Raw genomic sequence first — 20,776 nt, forward strand, 5'->3', positions numbered from 1 at the left:
TGAAAAGCTTCGCCCCGAGGCGGGGCTCCTACGAAAGGCCGCTTTGGTAATCTTATCTGATCGGCATTAGGCACATGCCCTGAATTGTCCCTACTGCCGTAGACACTCCAACCAGTGGTGAGACGAATCTACGCTAGACAAGTGCACGCTTCTGGTGAGTTAGCGACCACCGCAATAGCTCGCCATCCCCGCCTGGAGGACCCACCATGCCCTTCGACGAAGAACCCAAGGGCTGCTCAACTAGTGCTTGGCCAGACGAGGCTGGATGTCACTTTTCGATACATTGGGCTCAAGGTAGACGGCTCCTTGGAGATGGCGATGGAAAGGGTAGTCCGTCGCTAACCAGCCAATAGCAGCCACACTAAAATCGGTATGCTTAGCCATCCAATTAAGAAGCCTGAAATTTATATCTCAGCCAAACATACCCTATTCCGCCCCGTATTTTTTGCAGCGTAGAGTGCCTTATCGGCAGCGTCGATAAGCGCACTGGCTTCCAGCTCAACACATGATGCTATGCCTGCACTCAAGCTGGCATTGAAATCTCCCATCTCACTGGAGAAGCTTATTCGCGAGAACTGCTGACGAATTTGGTCCAGTATCTGTACTGCTTGAGCTCCACTGCACTCGGGCAGTACTGCCAGGAATTCTTCACCACCGTAGCGACCAATAACGTCGACTCTGCGGAGTCTTTGCCTGAGCAGATTAGCGAGTGCCCGAATCACGTTGTCACCAACACCATGACCGTATGAATCGTTGACCTTCTTGAAATGGTCAATATCCAGCATCACCACGCTTACAGGCTTGCCTGTACGCATTGCGCGCTCCTGCTCTACCGCAACCTGCTCCTTGATATCCGCATGCTTCAGCAGCCCCGTCAGGCTGTCTCGAGACAACGCATTGCTGAGTAGTCTTGCCCTCTGTGCCCTGGCAAACACTGTAGCGATAAGACTCTTATCGGATATGGGCTTGGTGACGAAGTCATCACCCGCCTTAAGCAAGGCACTCATTTGCAAGCCGATATCGGTTTCGGCCGAAAGATAGATGATCGGTATTCGGATCCAGTCATCGTTGAAGCGGATCATCTGGGCAAGCTCGGGCCCCGAGCTGCCGGGCATGTTCACATCCAGCAGCAGAACCTCTGGACTGAATTGAGCAATGGTCTCAAGTAGCTGGCTCGGCTCATTGACTACCTCAACCAGCATATTTGCCGCGCTCAGCACCAAGCGATAGTGATTGGCCAACTCATAGTCATCATCAACGATCAACACTCGATAGGGAGCCCCCCCTTGTTGGGCGAAACACCTATCAAGACAACTCTCAAGCTTGGCCACATCAACAGGTTTGCTGAAAAAACCGACGGCACCAAGGCGTGCCGCCTGTAGCTGAGTATCGAAGTCATCCTGCGTCGTCAGCACCAGCAACGGAGGCACCTGCGGGAGACGAGCAAGCAGTGAGGCCGCGTAATCCAATCCGCTCTGCTGAGCGGTGCCGAGATTGACGTCGACAATCAAAGCATCAGGACTCTGCCGCGCTATCGCCTCATCAAGTTCGGTAGTGCAGATAAAGTGGCGAGCTTGATAGCCGAACGTCGAGAGCGTTCGACGGATGCCCTCACCCACACTTTCTTCATCCTCGAGGATGTAGATGAGACGGGAGCCTTCGTTCGTGCCGCTGCTGCGCGGTAGCTCGATAGGGGCGGGAGCAGGATTCACCTTTACAGCTAGATCTGACGTGCACGCCAGTGCCTGGATATCATCAACAAAAGTGTCCAATCCCTTGCGCTGCAACTCTAGACTGCTTAGCCATTGCTGCGAGTGCTGTTCAAGCAATCGAGCTTGATCTCCCAGCTCCTTGAAACCGAAGGTACCTGCACTCCCCGCCAGCTTATGCAGCTGGTTGCGCAGAGCCTGTAGGTGCTCAAGCTGCTCCGTTGGATCAGAGGCACGCTGCAACTGCTGCGCCCTATCTGCCAGCTGCGGCAGTTCTTCCTTGAGGCGCTGTGCAAACTGCTCGCCCAACAGCTGTAACTGAGCTTGCAGGTCAGCCAACGGCTTCTGTCTATCCATTCGAGCGGCTCCAAATGGCGCGTATCTGACTCGCCAACTGCATCGGATCGAAGGGTTTAATGATTACGTCACGTGCGCCGAGACTCCGGTAATGCTCGACCTCTGCAGGCTGTACCTTGGCAGTCATAAAGGCGACAGGGACAACATTGACGTCCACCAGGTTGACCAATTGCTCAAGCGTCTGCGGGCCATCCATTCCGGGCATCATGACATCCAGCAGAATAAAATCCGGCGCAAAACCTGCCACTCTATCGATGGCGTCCTGACCGCTGCTGCAACTCAGTACCTCGAATCCGCCGACAGCCTCCAGGGCGACTTTGGCCACAGCCTGAATGGAGGGGTCGTCCTCCACATGCAATATGCGCTTCAGCTCAGGCATGATCATCCCCTTTGGTCGGTAGTAGGCGAGCGAGCACATTCAGGAATGCCTGTGGCTCTGTTCGGGATTTGGCCAATGCTGCCTCGACAAAACTCAGCTGTTCCGTCGAAAGCTCTGTCGAAGACAGTACCACTATCGGTAGTCCTTGATGGGCCTGATGAATCTCCTCAATGAGAGTGAAGCCATCACCATCTGGCAGGTGCAGGTCAAGCAGCACCAGATCCCATGAGCCAGATGCCAACTGCTGCCGGGCCTCCATGAGATTGCCGGCCCCCTCGCACGCAGCCAGGCTTCTAGCCTGCTCGGCAACCACCATGCGCAGATCAGGATCATCCTCGATATGCAGAATGCGAGGCTGTCCCCGCGTGCTGCCGAGTGCACGACGCAGGACGCTCAGTAGTCGATGCGGGTCGATGGGTTTATCCAGCCAGTCAACTATGTGCATACCCCCCTGGAGATTAAGTTGTCCTTGCTCGGCTGCCGCGGAGATGACAATGACGGGTAAATCCTTCTTGCGCAGTACACGCTGAATTTCCAACAGGATCTCAAAACCGTGGCCGTCAGGCAGGCGTAAGCCCAAGGTTACGGCAGCCACTTCGCGCGTTGCCAGGATATGCCTCGCCTCAGCCAGGTTTTCAGCCAGTGCTGCCTGATAACCACCGCCCTCAAGCATTAGCTGGAGCAGCCGGGCTACGTCAGGCTCATCCTCCACCACCAGGATGGTTGGACGCTGAATATCAGTGAGTGGATGGTTATCGACCAGCACCGGCAGCTCGAACCAAAATGTGCTGCCTTGGCCCTCACGAGAATCAAAGCCTACCTGGCCACCCATACGCTCAATAAGCTCTTTGGTTATCGCCAGGCCAAGTCCGGTGCCGCCCTTTTGCCGTTGATCACTGCTGTCTGCCTGGGAGAACTTCTGGAAAATGTGTGGGTGAAAATGCTCCGGGATGCCCCGCCCACTGTCTGTGACGCTTACTCTGACGCGCCCATCTCTAAGCGTACTGTGCAGCCGCACCGAAGCGCCGGAAGGAGAAAACTTGATGGCGTTTGACAAGTAATTGGCGAGCACCTGTTGCAGCCGAAGCGCATCGGCACGCACCTTGACAGGAAGCATGGGATCAAGCGCCAGCTGCACCCGATGTTGCTCAGCATAGGAGGCATTGCTGAGAAGGGCTTCATTGAGTTGCAGACCCAACTCGAGGTTGGTGAACTCGAAACTGAGCTTCCCGGCGGCGAGTTTGTCCATGTCCAGAAGATCATTGATCAGGTGGCATAGCCGCTGACTATTCTGCTGGGCGATCTCCAGCATGGGTAGCATGCTGTCCGGTACGGCGCCAAGCGCGCCGCCGGTGACCAAGCCCAAAGAGCCTGAAATCGAGGTCAGTTGCGTACGTAGCTCATGACTGACCGTGGAGACAAAATCACTCTTGAGCTGCTCGATGCGCTTCTGCTCGGTAAGGTCCATCGCGGTGCCGCTGGCACCGAGCACACGTCCGTCTGGCGAGCATCGAATCAGCGCTCGCAAAAGCACGGGCAGAGGCTGGCCATCCTGGCGTATCAATCGGCATTCGTGATTGAGGTAATGCTCTATTGCCCCTTCAGGAGCCGCAAGCCGGGCACGAAGCGCCGCAACATCGTCAGCGTGAACCAGTTGCACAAGGTCCCTGAGAGGCGGTTGAGGCCCCTGGTCGGGATACCCGAGCATCTGCCAGGCATGAGTCGAGGCAAAGAAACGGCCCGCCTCAGTGTCCTGGTCCCACCAGCCATCGTGGCCACCCCGCAATACGCGTTGAAGTCTTGCCTCACTGTGGCGCAGCTGGGATGTCATATCGTTAGCCAGGCCGATGGCTCGCTGCTGGCCATTGGCAAGAGCCTGCGTTAGAAAAAACAGCAGCAAGCTGATCACACCACCCAGAATCAGCAACAGGCCCTGCCCTTGCTGGAAGCGCCCGTAGAACCCAGGCTGCATATAGAAGCTCACAGTAAGTGGCTGACCAAACAACTCCAGCGGCTCGGTGCGTGAGGGTTTATCTGCCTGCTCAAGCCGCGGATGGCTGATGAAAATCTTCTGTTCGGGAGAGGCTATTGCTCCTGTGTAGAGGGCGAAGTCGATCTGCAAATCCCTACCATCGAGAACCGCTTGCATCAGATCGGTCATACGGTAAGGGCTATAGACGAAACCACGTATTGCTTCCCAGCGCTTGGCAGAAGAATTCAACGGCGCCCCGGGCCGATAGACCGGCACGTACATCAGCAAACCTGCTTGAGCAGGCCCCTTATTCTCCTGAACGAGCGTAACTTTGCTGCTCAGCTGGGGGAGACCGGTTTCAACCGCCCTGCTCATGGCTGAACGCCGCGTAGGCTCGGAAAACATGTCAAAGCCGAAAGCCGCCAGGTTTCGCCCTGTAAATGGCTCCAGATAGATGACTGAGGTATACAGATCGCGCTTTCCTGCAGGTTTAATGGCGAACTCAGCAAAGCCCTGTTTGCGCAGGCTCTCCTCAAAAATCTGCAGTTGATCCGGCTGCACGACCTGGCTGTAGCCAAGCCCAAGAATTCCTGGGTAGTTGGAATCCAGATCCAAACGTTGTACATAGCGCTGCCACTCATCGCGGCTGACGTCGTTGCTAGCGTCGAACAGACCTGCCCCTCCCAGGAGTATCTGGCGATGATTGTTCATCCGCTTCTCGATCGCCTCCAGCACCTCATTACCCAGTTGCTGAAACTCACGATCGGCTGCTTTCTCCTGGATGGCGCTAAGCGCGTACCAAGCTCCCAGAGTGCTCAATAAGCCGCACAAAAGAACCACGAGAGGCATCCATCGGGGCCCTTTGGCCAAAGCATGTTCAAGCATCGTCATAGCGTTTCATCCTGAAATAGAGCGGGTAGCTCAACCCAAAAAACAGAGCCGCCTCCGGGACGCGGATAGAAGCCGATGCATCCTCCCATGCGCTCAATCAGCTCCTTGCTGATCGCAAGCCCCAGCCCGGTGCCACCTTTCTGCCGACGGTCACTGGCATCGGCCTGGGAGAACTTCTCGAAAAGACGATCAACAAACTCGGCTGGAACGCCAGGCCCCTGATCGACCACCAAAATTCTGATCTGTCCGCCAAGCTCCTGAGCAGATAGAAGCACCTGACTGCCTGCTGGCGAGAACTTCAGGGCATTGGATAGCAGGTTGCTGAGCACCTGCTGTAAGCGCATTGGGTCCGCGGTGATTTGGGCTACCGGCCCTCCCGTGTAGGTAAGCTGCACATCATGCTGACGGGCGAACCCCTGATGGCTAGTAACACACTCGGCCAGGAAGCTGTCGATGTCCAGTTGCTGGGGGATAAAGTTCATCTTGCCTGCAAGCAACTTGTCCATGTCCAGCAGATCATCGATTAATTGCCGCAAGCGCTGAGAATTGCTCTGGGCGATCGACAGCATCTCTCGCATTGCATTCGGAACAGGACCCAATGCCTCACCGTTGATCAGCCCCAGCGAGCCCGCTATGGAAGTAAGGGGCGTGCGCAGCTCATGACTGACGGTCGAGACAAACTCGTTCTTCATCTGCTCCAGATGTTTTCGCTGAGTGATGTCGGTGATAAAGCCATGCCAGAGAATGCTGTCGTCGGCACGCGGCTGTGGCATAGCCCGACCTTCCAGCCATATGAGGCCCTTTATGGGATGCAGGAAACGGTACTCTCGGTGCCAGACGCTCAGGTGTTCCGCTGACGCCTGAATGCTGGCGGTCACGTCGAGAAGATCATCCGGGTGGATACGCGCGAAAACGCTGCTCGCATCTTCTCTCACCTCTTCGGGCTGCAGTCCGTAAACATCCCGTAGCCCCTCGCTGGCATAGGGGAAGCAACTGCGACCGTCGGAATACAGCTGGAACTGGTAGACCACACCGGGCAGTTGCTCGGCGATGTGCTGCAGGCGCTGCAGGGCTTCCTCGCGGTAGCTCAGGTCATTGAGGATGCAGAGATAGCCCATTTGTGCACTGCCATCCATGGCAATCGGCGCCAGGCTGAACAACACGGGAATGCGCTGCCCCTTGCGATGTCGTGCCCTCAACTCATGCAGACTGGCCTGCTCAGAGCCGCAGTTGAAAGACGGCCTGACGGGATCGGGTTGCAGCTGACGCTCCTCATCCGGTAGCACCAGCCCGAGACTCTGACCGACCAGGGTATCCACTTCGTAGCCCAGTAGAGGCAGAACCCCCGGACTGGCCTGCCGAATCACACCTGCCATGTCAGTGATCAACACCGCAGTCCCTACACTGCTCAAAATCGCCTTATGCAACGCCGCCTGCTCTTGCTGCTGCCGCGTCTGCAAGCGCAGTTCGAACAGGTTGATGGCCTGCTGCGCGAGCAGTTTGAGGGCGCCTTTCTGTTGCACGCTGAGTTGACGTGGCTGGCGGTCAATCACGCACAGGGTGCCCAGGTTACGGCCTTCACTGTCAGCGAGCGGCATGCCGGCATAGAAGCGAATATCCGGAGCGCCGGTCACCAGCGGGTTGTCCCTGAAGCGTGGATCCAGTAGGGCATTTTCCACTTCGAACAAGGTTTCGCCGTTGATGGCATGCGCACAGAACGCCAGCTCTCGCGGCGTTTCACGGGCGTCCAGCCCCTGCCGACTCTTGAACCACTGACGCTCGGCATCGACCAACGAGATCAGCGCGATAGGGGTTTCGCAGATCTGCGCCGCCAGTGCCGTGATGTTGTCGAACATGGCCTCGGCAGGCGTATCAAGCAGCTCAAATCTGAGCAGGGCGGCGAGGCGACTACTTTCATTCGACGGTGTAGGTGGATGCCCTGGAGACTTGCGCGTCGTCATTCCTTGACCACCTGACTGACAATGGGCAGCTCAAACCAGAAGGTGCTGCCCAAGTGTTCCCGTGATTCGTAACCAATGCGTCCCGACATAGCTTCGATGAGTTCCTTGCAGATGGCCAGTCCCAGCCCGGTGCCACCCTTCTGCCGGGCATCGCCCGCATCCGCTTGGGAAAACCGGCTGAATATCCGGCTCTTGAATTCGTCCTTAATACCAATACCACGGTCCCTGACACTAACCCTCAGCCAGTCGTGATCGACACTTGCTTTGAGAGTTACGACTGATCCGGGCGGGGAAAACTTGACCGCGTTGGAAATCAGGTTGGCCAGGATTTGCGCCAGACGCTGACTATCGAAGGCGACGTTGACCTCTACAGGATGGCCGACCAGCTCAAGCGCAACCTGATATTGATCAGCATAAGGCTGGTTGTGCGTGACGGCATCCTCAAGCAGCGGCCAGATGGGTTGCTCGGAGATGTCGTAACGCATTTTCCCGGCCATCAGTTTTTCCATATCCAGCAGATCGTTGATCAGCTCATGCAAGCGCGAACTGTTGGACTGAGCGATTTGCAGCAATGACTGCATCGCTGGCGGTACCTCGCCCAGGGCTCCGCCGTTGATCAGACCGAGCGAGCCCGTGATGGACGTCAGGGGGGTGCGCAGTTCATGGCTGACACTGGCAATGAACTCGCGTTGCATCTGCTGCAGACGTAAACGCTCGGTGATGTCCTGAATATGCAGTATGCACAGTGCTTCGCCGGTCACCGATTGCCCAAGCCAGGAGGCACTGCATTCGACGTCGACAGGGTTCTGCTCTGCATCCAGTATCCGTATCCACCAGCCCAGCCGCGCCTGTCCGGACTCTTGGGCGAGGTGTTGGCGCAACAGTTCACGGTCACTCGGCAGGCAGAAATCAGCCAGCACCGCACCCACTAACTCTTCGCGGCTACGTTCAAGAATTTGGCATAGCGCCTGGTTGACTTCCAAAAGCTGCCCCGTGGCTTTCAGCATTGCCATTCCTTGCGGAGCCAGGTCGAAGGCTCGCATGAAGTCCTGCTGACTCCTGCTCAGCGCCTGGGCCAGGCTTGCTCTGCGACGGTGCAGATGCATCATCCAGGCCGCCAGACAGGTGATGAGCAGGGCCAAGCTCCAGCCCAAAGCCCTGGCCAGGGTCAAAGCAACCAGCGGCTGAGATGTACTCGAAACCTGCAGTTGCCATTGTGCTCCGGCCAGCGATACCGGCAGGCGAACGTTGCCTGCCGAGGCTGCTGCGGGGACATCGAAGGGTAGGAGGGCAATCGCGAGATCACGCTGGCGCGCCAAGGCATCCAGGTAAGCCATGAGCCGGTCGTAATCAATCACCGTGCTGATCAGCCCCCAGTAGCGTTGGTCCTGCAAATACACCGGCACCCTGTAGACAAGACCTCTGCCGCCCTGCACCAGATTCAGGGGGCCATCCAGTTGCGGCGCCCTGTTTGCGATGATGTGCTGAACCCGCGGCCACTGCTCGGCAAAGTCGGGGTAGTAAAGCCCCAGAGCGGACTCATTTCCTTCAAGCGGGTAGAGGTAAGCAATCCGGTTATCCGGCGCCAATCCAATATTGCGGATATAGCGTCCCTGGGCGAATAGTCCACGCAGCCAGGGTTGCAGCTCGGTTGCATCCAGGCGGCCCTGCTTGGTCGGTATATAACTGGCCAAGCCGCTGGCGAGGTGCAGCGTGGCATTGAGTTCGGCCAACAGAACCGCCCTCATTTCGTAGCCCTGGGCACGCAGAAAACGCTGCTCTTCCTGATCCCTGTACTGGTTGTAGCGCCAGAGCCCAAGCTCTACCAGGCCACCCATTAGCAGCAGTGTCACCAGAAGCCATATACAGGTAATGACGCTTGGCTTGTAGTTGGGCCGGATCAAGGCTGTTTCTCCACGGGCAGCTCCACCCAGAAGACCGTCCCCTGGCCCTCGACGGACTCAAAGCCGATGGCTCCAGCCATGCGCTCAATCAGTTCCTTGGTGATCGCCAGCCCCAGGCCTGTTCCGCCTTTCTGCCGGGTATCCGTGGCATCAGCCTGTGAGAACTTACCGAAGATGCGCGCGCGAAAGGCCTCAGGGATCCCCATGCCAAAGTCACGCACGCTGATGCGCACCCGCGTTACGGCCAGGGCTGCAGAAACCTCAACATCAGCGCCCGGTGCAGAGAACTTGGCCGCATTGGAGAGCAGGTTGGCCATGACCTGATCAAAGCGCTGCCTGTCTACCCGTACCTCGACATCCAGCGGCGGCGGCTTCAAATGCAGAGCAACCGAATACTGCGCGGCATAGGGCTGGTTCTGTTCGATAGCCGTCTCCAGCAGCGGCCAGAGCCGCAGCGTGTGCAGATCAAACACCATTTTGCCGGCCACGAGTTTGTCCATATCCAGCAGGTCATTGATCAAACCTGACAAGCGCTGGCTGTTGCTCTGGGCGATACGTAACATTTCCCCCATCTGTGCAGGGACCTCGCCCAAAGCCCCGCCATTGATCAGGCCGAGCGCTCCGGCAATTGAGGTGAGCGGTGTGCGCAACTCGTGGCTGACGGTGGAGACGAACTCATTCTTCATTCGCTCGATTCGCTTGCGCTCGCTGATGTCGCGGATTACGGCGATAAAGCGACGCTGACCCTGCAGGGTGATCTGCGACACCGCGAGCTCCATGGTGAACAGCTCGCCATTGCGCCGCAGTCCAGGCAACTCAAAGGCCTTACCCAGCATGCGTGGCACGCCACTCTCGCGGTAGGCCAATAGGAACTCATCATGCTGATCGCGGTAGTGCTCGGGTATCAGCAAATTAACATTCTGCCCTGTCACGTCTGCTTTCGCGTAACCGAAAATCCGCTCAGCCGCCGGGTTGAAGGTTTCAATCAACCCGCTCTCATCGATGGTCACAATGGCATCGATGACGTTGTCCAGCAGGGTGCTGAGGTATTCTTCACGTTCCCGCAGGCGTTTCTCGGCCTCGAAGCGATCCGTAATGTCCTGAATCTGTGACACGAAGTGCAGGGGTACCCCCAGAGCGTCGCGTACCAATGAAACACTGAGCAGAATCCACAGCACGTTGCCGCGCTTGTCGACGTAACGCTTCTCCAGTTGGTAGTCGGCGATCACACCCTCCAGAAGCTGTTGCAGAAGTGCCAAATCCTTGGCCAGGTCATCGGGATGGGTAATGTGCTGAAAGTCGAGCTGCAGTAACTCCTCACGGCTGTACCCCAGCATGCGACAGAGGGCGTCATTGACCTCCATCCAGCGCCCGTCAAGGTCGACGATGGCAATGCCCTGGGGGGCAGTGTTGAATGCGCCACTGAAGCGCCGCTCGCTGATGCGCAGTGCGTCCTCGGCTGCCTTGCGGTCGCTGATATCCCAGATAAAGCCGGACACCCAGAGCAGATCACCGTTAGCGTCGTATTCACCCCGACCTTGCTCCCTCACCCAGACGCTGTGACCGTCTACATGCTTAAGCCGGTAGGTGAGCTCAAATTTTTCATGTCGCTCAATGGCCGCGACGGACTGGTAGGTGATGTGCAGGTCATCAGGGTGCACGACACTGGAAAAGCTGCGGACGCGGTTATCAATGAAGTCACTGGCCGGAAAACCGGTCAGAGAAGAGACTTCATCACTCATGTAACGCATGGTCCAATTGGCATCGTTCTCACAGCGATAGACGACACCGGGCAGATTAGCCACCAGTCCCCGGAAACGATTTTCGCTCTCCTGCAACGCTCTAGTGGTGGACTCCAATTCAGATATGTCACTAGCAATGCCCAGAAAACCGGATAGCGTGCCCTGCCTGTCGAATATGGCACTTACCGTCAGGTTCACTCTGCGCCGAGTGCCATCCTTGTGCACATAGGTCCATTGCCGCGTTTCGGGCTCTCCCTGCCGCGCCAGATGGACGAAAACCTCGAAACCACTGATCTCGCGACCTACGAGCTGTGAAAGCTCGCGACCTCGTTGCGTAACCTCATCACCCAGGTGGATTAACGCCGGGGTCTGGAGACCAACCACTTCCTCTGCCTGATAGCCCAGCAGGCGTTGAGCGCCCCGGTTGAACAGCGTAATCAGCCCATCCGGGTTGATGGCGATGACGCTGACGCCGGTTGCCGAGTCGAGAATGGCCTGGAGTTGGGCGCTGGTTCGATGGGCTTCATCCTGCTGCTCGCGCATATCGGTGATATCGGCATGAGTGCCATACATCATCAACGGCTTGCCTTCATCAGTCCAACTCACAACACGCCCACGGTCATGCACCCAAACCCAGCGCCCCGACTTGTGGCGCATGCGGCACTGATAGTCATAAAAGGGCGTTTCCCCACTGAAGTGGCGCTCCAGTCGGGCGCCTGACTCAAGGAGGTCATCGGGATGGGCGTGGTTCAACCAGGTGTTGATGTCGACGGGGGCCAGTTCCTCGAGGCGGTAGCCGATGATCTCCGCCCAGCGCTCATTGAAGGTGGTTTCACCCGTCTGAACGTTCCACTCCCATGTACCAATGTTGGTGCCATCGATGATGCACTTGAGGTGTTCGGCCTGCTCCCATGGGGCTGAGTCCGTTTTCTGCTGGCTGGAAGTGTCTCGCATTCAAAGCCCTACTGCTGGCAGATACAGTCAGTTAGGTTAGATGAACCTTGCGAGAAAATCGTCAGGTGAGTCTGCCTTAATTGCGGGCGCAAGGTGACGGCGAATCTTCGCAACAAGTGACTGCTTTTGGCCGACAGCTGCCCTATCGCAGCTATAGTTTCGCTCCCACGAAGCGGCTATTCGATTCCAAAAACTCTCAGTCACACATCACCGCAATGACATCCCCACCATGGAGTCTTCAACCATGTCATTGCACTGCCCGAGCTGCGGCTCTTCTCAGGTCTCTACGCACCTCACCGCCATGCGGATTGCTGCCTTCATCGGCATGCTGGGCGGTGCGCTGCGTGGTGCCGGTACAATCCTGCTTACCGGCCCGGCCATTGCCAGCAGCGGACTCGCCAAGCCTCCCAACGTAAACCTCAATGCCCTCTCATCGGCCATTCTCAACGGACTGGTTGGCGCTGCTGGTGGTTGTGCGATGGGCGCTCAGCTTGGCGAAAAACTCGACCGTCATGTGCTGGCCCACAACCTCTGCCTGAACTGCGGTCACCGCTTTAACCAGCCGGTCTGATCCGGCGCCCTTCTCTCTCATTCATCTCTAAATGCCGGTGCTGCGCCATGCGCAGCGCTTTATGCCGGCTATTGCTCAAAGGAAATTCATCATGGCTCATCAAGTCGAACAAATGGCTTACGTCGGCACCACTCCCTGGCACGGCCTGGGCAACAACCTACCTCGCAAGCAACCTATCGAGGTCTGGCAGCGTGAAGCCGGTATGGACTGGCAAATCCAGGAGTCGCCGGTACATTTCAAATCCGATGCTGTCGGTCACCTGGGCGCGATCCATTCCTTCCCGGAGCAGAAGGTGCTGTACCGCTCGGACACCAAAGCTCCGTTGTCGGTGGTCTCCAACCGCTACCACACCGTTCAACCGCGCGAGGTGCTGGAGTTCTATCGCGATCTGACTGAAGTGTCCGGCTATGAGCTGGAAACTGCGGGCGTGCTCAAGGGTGGTCGCAAGTTCTGGGCGCTGGCGCGTACCGGACAAGGCTCGTCGATCAAGGGCAATGATCAGGTCAACGGCTACTTGCTGCTGGCGACTTCCTGTGACGGCACCCTGGCTACCACGGCGACACCGACGACCGTGCGTGTGGTCTGTAACAACACCCTGACGGTCGCCCTGGACGGCACTAGCCGGGCGATCAAGGTGCCGCACAACACCCGCTTCGATCCGAAGGTGGTGAAGAAGCAACTCGGCATCGCCGTCTCGCAATGGGACGACTTCATGTATCGCATGCGCGCACTGGCTGAACGCAAAGTGCAATGGCATGAGGCTTTGGGCTACTTCATGAATGTGCTGTGCGAGGTCAGTCCGACCGGCCAACTGCCCGAGCAGTTACCCAACGAACGCGCCCTGCGCCGCGTGCAGGAGCTCTACGAAGGACGCGGGCGTGGTTCGGATCTGGAGTCGGCTCGCGGTACCGCCTGGGGCCTGCTCAATGCGGTAACCGAATACGTCGACCATGAGCGTCGTGCTCGCAGCACTGAGTACCGACTCGACTCGGCCTGGTTTGGCCAAGGTGCCCAGGTCAAGCAACGCGCTCTAGATGCGGCCCTGCAAATGGTCGCCTGATCAATCCTCATACATTTCATCCACTCCCTAACGCCCGATCAGTTCAGCGCTGATCGGGCGTTTTTGTGTCCGCAAGGTGAACACCATGAAAGCAACGTCATTGAATGGCAGCACCAGCAAGAAACGCCCTGCCCTGCGTCTGGTCAGCACCAAGGAGCTGCCGCGCGAGGACTGGTTGCAGATCCGCAAGCAAGGCATCGGCAGTTCGGATGCAGCAGCGGCGGTCGGTCTCAATCCCTACAAATCTCAATTGGAGCTGTGGCTGGAGAAAACCGGCCGCGACAGCAAACTGCCGAAGACCGACCCGCACGATGAAGAAAGCCCGGCCTACTGGGGCAACGTGCTGGAGCCCATCGTGGCCTGGCATTACAGCAAGCGCACGAAGCACAAGGTACGTCGCATCAACGCCGTGCTGCAGCATCCCAATCCGGAATTGCCCTGGATGCTGGCCAACATTGATCGCGAGGTGATCGGTACAGACGAGGTGCAGATTCTCGAATGCAAGACAGCCGGCATAAACGGGGCACGCCTCTGGAAAGAAGGCGTCCCCGAATATGTGCAGTTGCAGGTGATGCACCAGCTCGCCGTCACCGGTAAGAAGGCGGCCGATGTGGCGGTGTTGCTCGGTGGTCAGACGCTGGAGATCCATCGCATCGAGCGGGATGAGCAGATGATCGCTCGCCTGATCGAGTTGGAGCGCCGTTTCTGGCAGTACGTCGAAACGGATACCCCACCGCCCGCAGATGGCAGTGCCTCGGCTGAGCTGGCACTGCGTTGCCTTTATCCGCAGGACAACGGCCAGGTCGTCGACTTCAGTGGTAACGCCGGCTTGGCAGCGGCCTTCCTGGAACTGAAGGCTGTGCGTCAATCAATCTCTGAGAAGGAAAAGCGCGAAGCCGAGCTCAAGCAAATGCTACAGCAGGCCATGGGTGAATCCACCCGTGCGGAGTTCTCCAGCGGCTATGTGAGCTGGCGCAAAGCCAAGGACAGCAACGTGCTCGATGTCGAACGCCTGCTCCAGGAAAAGCCCTACCTGCAGGCCCGTTATCCGAAGCTTAAGGAAGGCAGTAGGCGCTTTCTGATCGGCTGATCGCTCTCTTCCACTCAATCCCTCCCCTTGGCCAGTCCATGCAGTTCGCGCTGCTGACTGGCCTTTTTTATTTCAAGGAGCGCCATCATGCTCAAAGGTCTAGCAATTACCCCGCCCGTGCTCGGGCGCATCTCCATCGGCAAGATCGTCGAGAAGAACGGCAAGCGCCTGCCCGAGAAAGACGACCAATTCACCATCACCTCTCAGGTACAAGGCAAAGACGGCTGGCTGCTGCACCCGCTCAATGACGAGTTGCGTCAGGGCAAAGACGACAAGCTGCGCAGCATCCCGGTGCGCTTGTTGTTCAACGAACCGGAGCTGAACTTCCGCGCCGACTACACCTTGTTTGATCGGCAGAACGGTCGACCGGTGTGTGTCGGTAATGGTGAGACCTGCAAGCGCATCGGTAAGGACGGCGTTCAATCGCTGCCCTGCCCATCACCCGATGCCTGCCCGCTGGCCAAGGGCAACGCCTGCAAGCCCTACGGACGAATGAATGTGGTGATTGGCGATGAGGATGCCCTGGGCAGCTTCGTGTTTCGCACCACTGGCTTCAACAGCATCCGCACGCTGATAGCCCGGTTGCAGTACTTCCGGGCCATCTCGGGTGATCGTCTGGCGTGCCTGCCGCTGGAGTTGCGTCTACGTGGCAAATCCACACGGCAGAGCCATGGCACGCCGATCTTTTACGTCGATCTGACGCTGCGCAGCGGCATGACCGTGGAGCAAGCGTTACTTACTGCGCGTGAATTGGATGAGGCGCGCCAGACGGCTGGTTTTGATCAAGCCGCGCTGGATGCCACCGCGCGTGTCGGTCTGGGCAACGGCATCTTCGAGGACGACGGCGAGGACAGCAGCGCCATTGCTGAAGAGTTCTTTCCGGACGGTCAGCCCGCCGCGTCGAAACCCGACAGCACCGTTCACACCCAGTCACTCGCTGAAAAGCTCGAAGCCCAATCCCAACAGCTCGAACCGTCAGCCTAACCACAGGCGGGCCGACTCGGCTCGCCATCCGGAGACACACCATGAAATTTCACAAGCTCAGGGCCGGTGAAGTCGCCGGCAGTTACCTGGTGGATTCGCCCGTCAGCGAAAACGACATCCTGCGCATGGCCCAACAGCTAGCTACTCAGCGACTGAGTAAAGGCCGCGCGCTGACTGATCCACACAAAGTCAGGGAACACCTGCAAGTGCTGCTGCAGGATCTGCCGCACGAAGTCTTCGCGGTGCTGTTGCTCGACAGCAAACACCGCGTGATCAGTTTCGAGGAACTGTTTCGCGGCACCCTCGACGCAGCCAGCGTCTATCCGCGTGAAGTCATCAAAACCGTGCTCGCACAAAACGCCGCTGCAGTGATCCTGGTGCACAACCATCCCTCCGGCGATCCCTCGCCCAGCCAGGCAGATATACGCCTGACGCAGACACTCAAAAACGCACTGGCCATGGTTGGCACCACCACGCTGGATCACTTCATCGTGGGGTCAGAAGGCATCGTGTCGCTGGCTGAACAGGGCTTGCTTTAACCACCCTTTGCTGCGGGCACCATCACGCCCGAGGAGCGATCATGTCCACACGCTGCTTGATCTGTGAATCATCCGCTGTGTTGTCCAACGAAGCGGTCGGCACGCTTGCCATGCTGGCCAGCGTCATAGGCGGTTTTATGAATGCGGCACGGCGACCGTCCGACCCAGAGGCTGCATCACCTGGAGTGGAGCCGTTCCACCTGGAACAGGTGCTGAGATTTGTGACGCAAGGGATTGAACTGGCTCAGCGGCAATGGGCTGAGAACCAACCCTTTCTGCAAGAAACCCGGCGCTTTCAGTTCATGCAACACGACTGTCTGTGCCTGCGTTGCGGGGCGCTGTTCAACCAGGCGCCCGCACCTGAACTCAATCCTGACTCAGGCGTTGGGTGAGACGCTCGATCATCTCCAGCACCAGTTGACGATCTGCTGGTGTGAGCTGGTTGAGCATCTGGCTGATACGCACGGCCTGGTCTTCAGGCCGGTGGCTGGCTTGGGTCAGCAGATCCGCAGCGTCACAGCCAAATATCTCAGCGAACTGCATCAGACGCTCGATGTTCGGCATCACGATGCCACGCTCGATACGCGACACCGCTTCACCACCAATCCCTAGCCGTTCGGCGACCTGCTCTTGAGTCAGTTCGCACAGCATGCGCTGCCTGGCAATCGCCAAGCCCACCACTTTGGCCAGGTTCGTTTCTTCAGACTTCGGCATACACCCTCCAGATCAACCTGAATGGTCGAATGCCATCCTCTTGACATGAAGGGCTTCAAAGGTTGTTATCCAACCCATAGAGTCGATAAGCATCCATCTAAGTCGACACTGCAAAACCCTTCATTGCGCAATAAGCGAGACCTTCACCATGACACAACTGACATTCGACGACTTGGCCACCGCCAAGTTGCCTCAACTCATCAGCCGCAAAGAGTCGTTTGAGGTCGTGGGCCTCAGCGGCAAATTGATCGAAGCCGTTCGCCTGGTCGAAAGCAAGATCGAGGTCACCGGACTGACCTGTCGCGTTTACACCGTAGGCCGCGTTGGCCTCGCAGCCGGCAGTTTTGCAGGAGGAGTCACGGGGGCATTTGGATTGCTCTCGGCGACCAGTATTGCCTTGCACAACCTGGTGACCTTCAACCCCGACTACGAGATCGAGAAGTACCCGGTGCATAACCGGATCGTCGTTCGCTACAAGAAAAAGAAGAAGTAACCCACCCCATACCGAGTGGCCAGCCGCTCACCATACGAAGGGAGTTCGATCATGAATCTGACCACAAACCCCAAACTGATTTTCGGCCTTGCTGCCACGCTGATCGCTGCCATTGTTGCCGCTGACCGAAAACTGACCCAGTAGAGGCTGTTCTGCCGACTGAAAACTGACCCAGGTGCTCAACTGCTTCTGCTCAATTTTTGAGCAGGAGAACACAGGGTGATCAGTATGGAAATGATGGGCAAAATCCGCCGGATGTATTTCCGCGACAAGCTGTCGCTGCATGAGATAGCCAAGCGCACCGGGCTGGCGCGCAACACGATTCGCAAGTGGGTCAGAGCACCTGAGGCCAAGCAGCCGGTGTACCAACGCCGCGCGATCTTTAACAAACTCAGCCCTTTTCACGCCACGCTAGAGCAGGCGCTAAAAGCCGATTCGCTGCGCCCCAAGCAACAGCGGCGCAGTGCCAAGGCGCTGTTGGCGCAAATCAAAGCCGATGGTTATGACGGTGGCTACAGCCAGCTCACCGCGTTTATCCGTGCCTGGCGAGGGGGACAGGGCAAGGCGTCGCAGGCCTTTGTGCCGCTGACCTTTGCTCTTGGCGAGGCGTTTCAGTTTGACTGGAGCGAGGAAGGCTTGCTGGTCGGCGGCATTTACCGGCGTATGCAGGTGGCACACCTGAAGCTGTGTGCCAGCCGTGCGTTCTGGCTGGTGGCGTATCCGAGCCAGGGCCATGAGATGTTATTCGACGCCCATACCCGCTCATTCAGTGCCTTGGGCGGCGTGCCGCGCCGGGGCATCTACGACAACATGAAGACCGCCGTCGACAAGGTCAATAAGGGCAAAGGCCGGGCGGTGAATGCACGCTTTGCGGTGATGTGCGCGCATTACCTGTTCGATCCGGACTTCTGCAACGTCGCCGCTGGTTGGGAAAAGGGCATCGTTGAAAAGAACGTGCAAGACAGCCGCAGGCGTATCTGGCTAGACGCCCAGGACTGCCAGTTTCACTCCTTCGAGGAACTCAATGCCTGGCTGGGCCAGCGCTGCCGCGCGCTTTGGAACGAGCTGACGCACCCTCAATACAGCGGTCTGAGTGTGGCCGAAGTGCTGGAGTTGGAGCGCGCTGAACTGATGCCTGTGCCAGCGCCATTCGACGGTTACGTCGAGCGGCCTGCGCGGGTCTCCAGCACCTGCCTGGTCAGCGTCGGGCGCAACCGCTACTCGGTGCCGTGTGAGTACGCAGGTAGGTGGGTCAGCAGCCGTTTGTATCCGACGCGCATCGAGGTGGTGGCCGATGATGCGCTGATTGCCAGCCATGCGCGCTTGCTGGATCGCGACCAGGTCAGCTACGACTGGCAGCACTACATCCCGCTGATTGAGCGCAAGCCTGGCGCGCTGCGCAACGGAGCGCCCTTTGCTGATCTGCCGGTGCCGCTGCGTCAGCTTAAGCACGGCCTGGGGCGTCATGCCGGCGGTGACCGGATCATGGCGCAAGTCCTGGCTGCCGTACCGGTCGCCGGACTCGATGCCGTGCTGGTAGCCGTTGAACTGGTACTGGAGAGCGGCAGCCTGAGCGCCGAACACATCCTCAATGTCGTGGCACGGCTGATAGCATCCGAACCACCACCCAGCGTCGAAACCCACTTGTCGCTCAAGGAAGCCCCCGTCGCTAACACGGCGCGCTACGACCGCCTGCGTGGCCAGGCCGAGGAGGTCGGTCATGCGTGATTTGATGGCGGAACTCAAGGAGCTGCGCCTGCACGGCATGGCCACGGCCTGGGCGGAGTTAACTGCACAGGGTGAGTCGAACACAGCCTCGTCCAAGTGGCTGCTCGAACACCTGCTGGAACAAGAGCACACAGATCGCGCCATGCGCTCGGTGAGCCACCAGATGAACATGGCCAAGCTGCCGATGCACCGCGATCTGGCCAGCTTCGATTTCAACGCCTCTAGCAGGGTGATGCCGGCGGCGCGCATTTCGGCGCAGGCGGTGTTGGCGCTTTCTTCGGCGATGGCCCTGCAGGCCGGCAGCAGCACGTCCACCACGAAGCCGGCGCGGCGCAGTTGCAGGGCAGTGGTCTTGACGCAGTAGTCGAGGGCCAGGCCACCGATCAGAACTCTGCCGACGTCCCGCTGCCATCGAAACTCGATGACGCCCGTGCTGCGTTGCTCGGCCAGGTCGTGGTAGCAGGCGCCATAGGGGTGCAGATCCGGCTCTACGCCTTTCCATACGAAGTAGTCGTAGTCGATCGGTGCCGGCAGCCCGTCAAGCAGCTCGAAGCCCGGGGTACCCGGCACGCAGTGGCTGACCCAGGACAGGTCGGCATTGGCCAGAGCCAGCGGCTGTAGCATCTGCGCGTGGTTCGGCACCACCCATGCGGCCTGAGGGCTGTGCGCATCCTTGCTGCCCAGGCGCAGGCTGGCCCGGCAGGCCAGCTGGTTGAGGAGCGGAGCGATGGCATCGCCGCCGGGAACCGGAAGCTCGTCCGGACACAGGGGGTAAATCCCTTTTGTGCATCGACGTCAAAGCTGGCGATTTTCATCTTGGCATTCCTCGTTGCCCTGGAGATGGCTACATACTCCATCTGATGAAATAAGTTGGCAAGCGCTTTTCTCTGCCAGGGGTGAAATTCTGTGAGTTATTCGTCAAGATGGAATAAGTATGAAGATTCTCAGGAGAAGGCATGAGTACTGCCGAAGTGCTGGCCGGGGTGGATATCGTGGCGTTGCGCCTGGGCGAGGAGGGGGAGCTGCAATTGCTGCTGATCCGCCGCGCCCAGGCGCCGTTCGCTGAGCAATGGGCATTGCCCGGCGTGCTGGTCAATGGTCGCTGCGCTGATGCCAGTCTCGACGCTGCTGCCGCACGCGCGCTGCAGGACAAGGCGCGCATCGCCCCGGCGCATCTGGAGCAGGTCGCCACCGTCGGCAACGCGGTCCGCGACCCGCGCGGCTGGTCGTTGTCGACCTTCTATCTGGCCTTGCTGGCGCCGGATGTCGAACTGCAGGGGGCTGATCTGCGCTTCGTTACCTTGAGCGAGGTGCTGGAGGGGCGCCTGGCACTGCCGTTCGACCATGCCCAACTGGTGCTCCAGGCAGCCGAGCGGCTTGCCGGCAAGGCGCTGTACACCGCGCTGCCGCTGTACCTGCTGGCGCCGCGCTTCACCGTCACCGAAGCGCTAAGCGCGTTCCAGGCCTGCCTCGGCCAGGCGGTGCAGCACACCACCCTGCGTGGGCGGCTGGAGAAGATGAAGCAGCAGGGCTGGGTGCTGGACAGCGGGGAGAAGAACCAGCCGAAGATGGGCCGCCCGCAGAACCTGCTGGAGCATCGGCCGCAGGCCGCCGGAGGGTTCATTTTCGATCGCAGCGTGCTGTCCTGAGGTGAATTTGGCCGGGCTGTCGGCTAAACTGCAGAAACTCCCGAAGTACAGTCGCCCGCGCCGACGGGCAGTGGAAGTC

The 20,776-nt window shown here is 58.6% G+C and carries 16 protein-coding genes and 2 pseudogenes; 10 read left to right on the plus strand and 8 right to left on the minus strand.

Annotated features, from left to right (window positions below):
• Nucleotides 1-404: 404 nt before the first annotated feature.
• Genes AAEQ75_RS02195 through AAEQ75_RS02220 form a run of 6 tightly spaced genes read right to left on the minus strand, consistent with a single transcriptional unit; the run spans nucleotide 405 to nucleotide 11,869 of the window.
• Nucleotides 405-2,066 (minus strand): diguanylate cyclase, encoded by a 1,662-nt coding sequence (locus AAEQ75_RS02195; protein ID WP_343350759.1) that lies wholly within the window; start codon nucleotides 2,064-2,066, stop codon nucleotides 405-407.
• On the minus strand, nucleotides 2,059-2,445 hold the full coding sequence (locus AAEQ75_RS02200) for a response regulator (RefSeq protein ID WP_343350760.1): 387 nt from the start codon (nucleotides 2,443-2,445) through the stop codon (nucleotides 2,059-2,061). Before AAEQ75_RS02200 ends, AAEQ75_RS02195 begins: the two co-directional genes overlap by 8 nt.
• On the minus strand, nucleotides 2,438-5,308 hold the full coding sequence (locus AAEQ75_RS02205) for a hybrid sensor histidine kinase/response regulator (RefSeq protein ID WP_343350761.1): 2,871 nt from the start codon (nucleotides 5,306-5,308) through the stop codon (nucleotides 2,438-2,440). The genes AAEQ75_RS02200 and AAEQ75_RS02205 overlap by 8 nt, the downstream gene beginning before the upstream one ends.
• Nucleotides 5,305-7,269, minus strand: coding sequence for an ATP-binding protein (locus tag AAEQ75_RS02210; protein ID WP_343350762.1), 1,965 nt, complete (start codon nucleotides 7,267-7,269; stop codon nucleotides 5,305-5,307). Before AAEQ75_RS02210 ends, AAEQ75_RS02205 begins: the two co-directional genes overlap by 4 nt.
• Nucleotides 7,266-9,173 carry an ATP-binding protein gene (locus tag AAEQ75_RS02215; protein ID WP_343350763.1) on the minus strand — a complete coding sequence of 636 codons (1,908 nt, stop codon included), beginning with the start codon at nucleotides 9,171-9,173 and terminating at the stop codon, nucleotides 7,266-7,268. Before AAEQ75_RS02215 ends, AAEQ75_RS02210 begins: the two co-directional genes overlap by 4 nt.
• Nucleotides 9,170-11,869: a PAS domain-containing sensor histidine kinase gene (locus AAEQ75_RS02220; protein WP_343350764.1), complete on the minus strand. Its 2,700-nt coding sequence runs from the start codon at nucleotides 11,867-11,869 to the stop codon at nucleotides 9,170-9,172. The genes AAEQ75_RS02215 and AAEQ75_RS02220 overlap by 4 nt, the downstream gene beginning before the upstream one ends.
• Nucleotides 11,870-12,113: 244 nt before the next feature.
• On the opposite strand from AAEQ75_RS02220, the gene AAEQ75_RS02225 reads away from it, so the two are divergent.
• The 6 genes from AAEQ75_RS02225 (at nucleotide 12,114) to AAEQ75_RS02250 (ending at nucleotide 16,505) form a co-directional block, all read left to right on the plus strand.
• Nucleotides 12,114-12,440, plus strand: a complete 327-nt coding sequence (locus tag AAEQ75_RS02225) for a hypothetical protein (RefSeq protein WP_143511422.1) — start codon at nucleotides 12,114-12,116, stop codon at nucleotides 12,438-12,440.
• Between the two features lie 91 nt (nucleotides 12,441-12,531).
• Entirely contained in the window at nucleotides 12,532-13,500 is a 969-nt protein-coding gene (locus AAEQ75_RS02230; protein ID WP_143511423.1) for a DUF932 domain-containing protein, read from the plus strand.
• Between the two features lie 85 nt (nucleotides 13,501-13,585).
• Complete coding sequence (locus AAEQ75_RS02235; protein WP_143511424.1) at nucleotides 13,586-14,590, plus strand: YqaJ viral recombinase family protein; 1,005 nt, start codon at nucleotides 13,586-13,588, stop codon at nucleotides 14,588-14,590.
• An 87-nt stretch (nucleotides 14,591-14,677) separates the two neighbouring features.
• Nucleotides 14,678-15,574 carry a hypothetical protein gene (locus AAEQ75_RS02240; protein ID WP_143511425.1) on the plus strand — a complete coding sequence of 299 codons (897 nt, stop codon included), beginning with the start codon at nucleotides 14,678-14,680 and terminating at the stop codon, nucleotides 15,572-15,574.
• A 41-nt stretch (nucleotides 15,575-15,615) separates the two neighbouring features.
• Nucleotides 15,616-16,113: a RadC family protein gene (gene radC, locus AAEQ75_RS02245; protein ID WP_033988849.1), complete on the plus strand. Its 498-nt coding sequence runs from the start codon at nucleotides 15,616-15,618 to the stop codon at nucleotides 16,111-16,113.
• Between the two features lie 41 nt (nucleotides 16,114-16,154).
• Complete coding sequence (locus tag AAEQ75_RS02250) at nucleotides 16,155-16,505, plus strand: hypothetical protein (protein WP_143511426.1); 351 nt, start codon at nucleotides 16,155-16,157, stop codon at nucleotides 16,503-16,505.
• Here the strand turns inward: AAEQ75_RS02250 and AAEQ75_RS02255 are convergent.
• Entirely contained in the window at nucleotides 16,480-16,827 is a 348-nt protein-coding gene (locus AAEQ75_RS02255) for a helix-turn-helix domain-containing protein (protein WP_143511427.1), read from the minus strand. The two genes, AAEQ75_RS02250 and AAEQ75_RS02255, sit on opposite strands and share 26 nt — an antisense overlap.
• Before the next feature lie 148 nt (nucleotides 16,828-16,975).
• On the opposite strand from AAEQ75_RS02255, the gene AAEQ75_RS02260 reads away from it, so the two are divergent.
• From AAEQ75_RS02260 to istB, 3 genes and pseudogenes are all read left to right on the plus strand, one after another.
• Nucleotides 16,976-17,320 (plus strand): hypothetical protein, encoded by a 345-nt coding sequence (locus tag AAEQ75_RS02260; protein WP_143511428.1) that lies wholly within the window; start codon nucleotides 16,976-16,978, stop codon nucleotides 17,318-17,320.
• A 228-nt stretch (nucleotides 17,321-17,548) separates the two neighbouring features.
• On the plus strand, nucleotides 17,549-19,048 hold the full coding sequence (gene istA, locus AAEQ75_RS02265) for an IS21-like element ISPst3 family transposase (RefSeq protein ID WP_343352310.1): 1,500 nt from the start codon (nucleotides 17,549-17,551) through the stop codon (nucleotides 19,046-19,048).
• Nucleotides 19,041-19,277: pseudogene (gene istB, locus AAEQ75_RS02270) on the plus strand (IS21-like element ISPst3 family helper ATPase IstB); the annotation flags it as partial. The gene istA and the pseudogene istB, both read left to right, overlap by 8 nt.
• Here the strand turns inward: istB and AAEQ75_RS02275 are convergent.
• Nucleotides 19,247-19,905, minus strand: a pseudogene (locus tag AAEQ75_RS02275) (nicotinamidase); the annotation flags it as partial. The pseudogenes istB and AAEQ75_RS02275 sit on opposite strands and share 31 nt — an antisense overlap.
• 99 nt (nucleotides 19,906-20,004) lie before the next feature.
• Here AAEQ75_RS02275 and AAEQ75_RS02280 point away from each other — a divergent pair.
• Entirely contained in the window at nucleotides 20,005-20,697 is a 693-nt protein-coding gene (locus tag AAEQ75_RS02280) for an NUDIX domain-containing protein (RefSeq protein WP_343350765.1), read from the plus strand.
• Nucleotides 20,698-20,776 lie beyond the last annotated feature (79 nt).

Source organism: Pseudomonas sediminis, from assembly GCF_039555755.1.
In the GTDB taxonomy this organism is placed as follows: Bacteria; Pseudomonadota; Gammaproteobacteria; order Pseudomonadales; family Pseudomonadaceae; genus Aquipseudomonas; species Aquipseudomonas mendocina_D.

What these genes read in the sequence shown, in the direction of transcription:
- AAEQ75_RS02220 (WP_343350764.1), bottom strand. Translation starts at nt 11,869, where the DNA reads ATGCGAGACACTTCCAGCCAGCAGAAAACGGACTCAGCCCCATGGGAG.
- AAEQ75_RS02240 (WP_143511425.1), top strand. Translation starts at nt 14,678, where the DNA reads ATGCTCAAAGGTCTAGCAATTACCCCGCCCGTGCTCGGGCGCATCTCC.
- AAEQ75_RS02200 (WP_343350760.1), bottom strand. Translation starts at nt 2,445, where the DNA reads ATGCCTGAGCTGAAGCGCATATTGCATGTGGAGGACGACCCCTCCATT.
- AAEQ75_RS02235 (WP_143511424.1), top strand. Translation starts at nt 13,586, where the DNA reads ATGAAAGCAACGTCATTGAATGGCAGCACCAGCAAGAAACGCCCTGCC.
- AAEQ75_RS02195 (WP_343350759.1), bottom strand. Translation starts at nt 2,066, where the DNA reads ATGGATAGACAGAAGCCGTTGGCTGACCTGCAAGCTCAGTTACAGCTG.
- AAEQ75_RS02260 (WP_143511428.1), top strand. Translation starts at nt 16,976, where the DNA reads ATGACACAACTGACATTCGACGACTTGGCCACCGCCAAGTTGCCTCAA.
- AAEQ75_RS02230 (WP_143511423.1), top strand. Translation starts at nt 12,532, where the DNA reads ATGGCTCATCAAGTCGAACAAATGGCTTACGTCGGCACCACTCCCTGG.
- AAEQ75_RS02205 (WP_343350761.1), bottom strand. Translation starts at nt 5,308, where the DNA reads ATGACGATGCTTGAACATGCTTTGGCCAAAGGGCCCCGATGGATGCCT.
- AAEQ75_RS02210 (WP_343350762.1), bottom strand. Translation starts at nt 7,269, where the DNA reads ATGACGACGCGCAAGTCTCCAGGGCATCCACCTACACCGTCGAATGAA.
- AAEQ75_RS02255 (WP_143511427.1), bottom strand. Translation starts at nt 16,827, where the DNA reads ATGCCGAAGTCTGAAGAAACGAACCTGGCCAAAGTGGTGGGCTTGGCG.
- AAEQ75_RS02250 (WP_143511426.1), top strand. Translation starts at nt 16,155, where the DNA reads ATGTCCACACGCTGCTTGATCTGTGAATCATCCGCTGTGTTGTCCAAC.
- istA (WP_343352310.1), top strand. Translation starts at nt 17,549, where the DNA reads ATGGAAATGATGGGCAAAATCCGCCGGATGTATTTCCGCGACAAGCTG.
- AAEQ75_RS02280 (WP_343350765.1), top strand. Translation starts at nt 20,005, where the DNA reads ATGAGTACTGCCGAAGTGCTGGCCGGGGTGGATATCGTGGCGTTGCGC.
- radC (WP_033988849.1), top strand. Translation starts at nt 15,616, where the DNA reads ATGAAATTTCACAAGCTCAGGGCCGGTGAAGTCGCCGGCAGTTACCTG.
- AAEQ75_RS02225 (WP_143511422.1), top strand. Translation starts at nt 12,114, where the DNA reads ATGTCATTGCACTGCCCGAGCTGCGGCTCTTCTCAGGTCTCTACGCAC.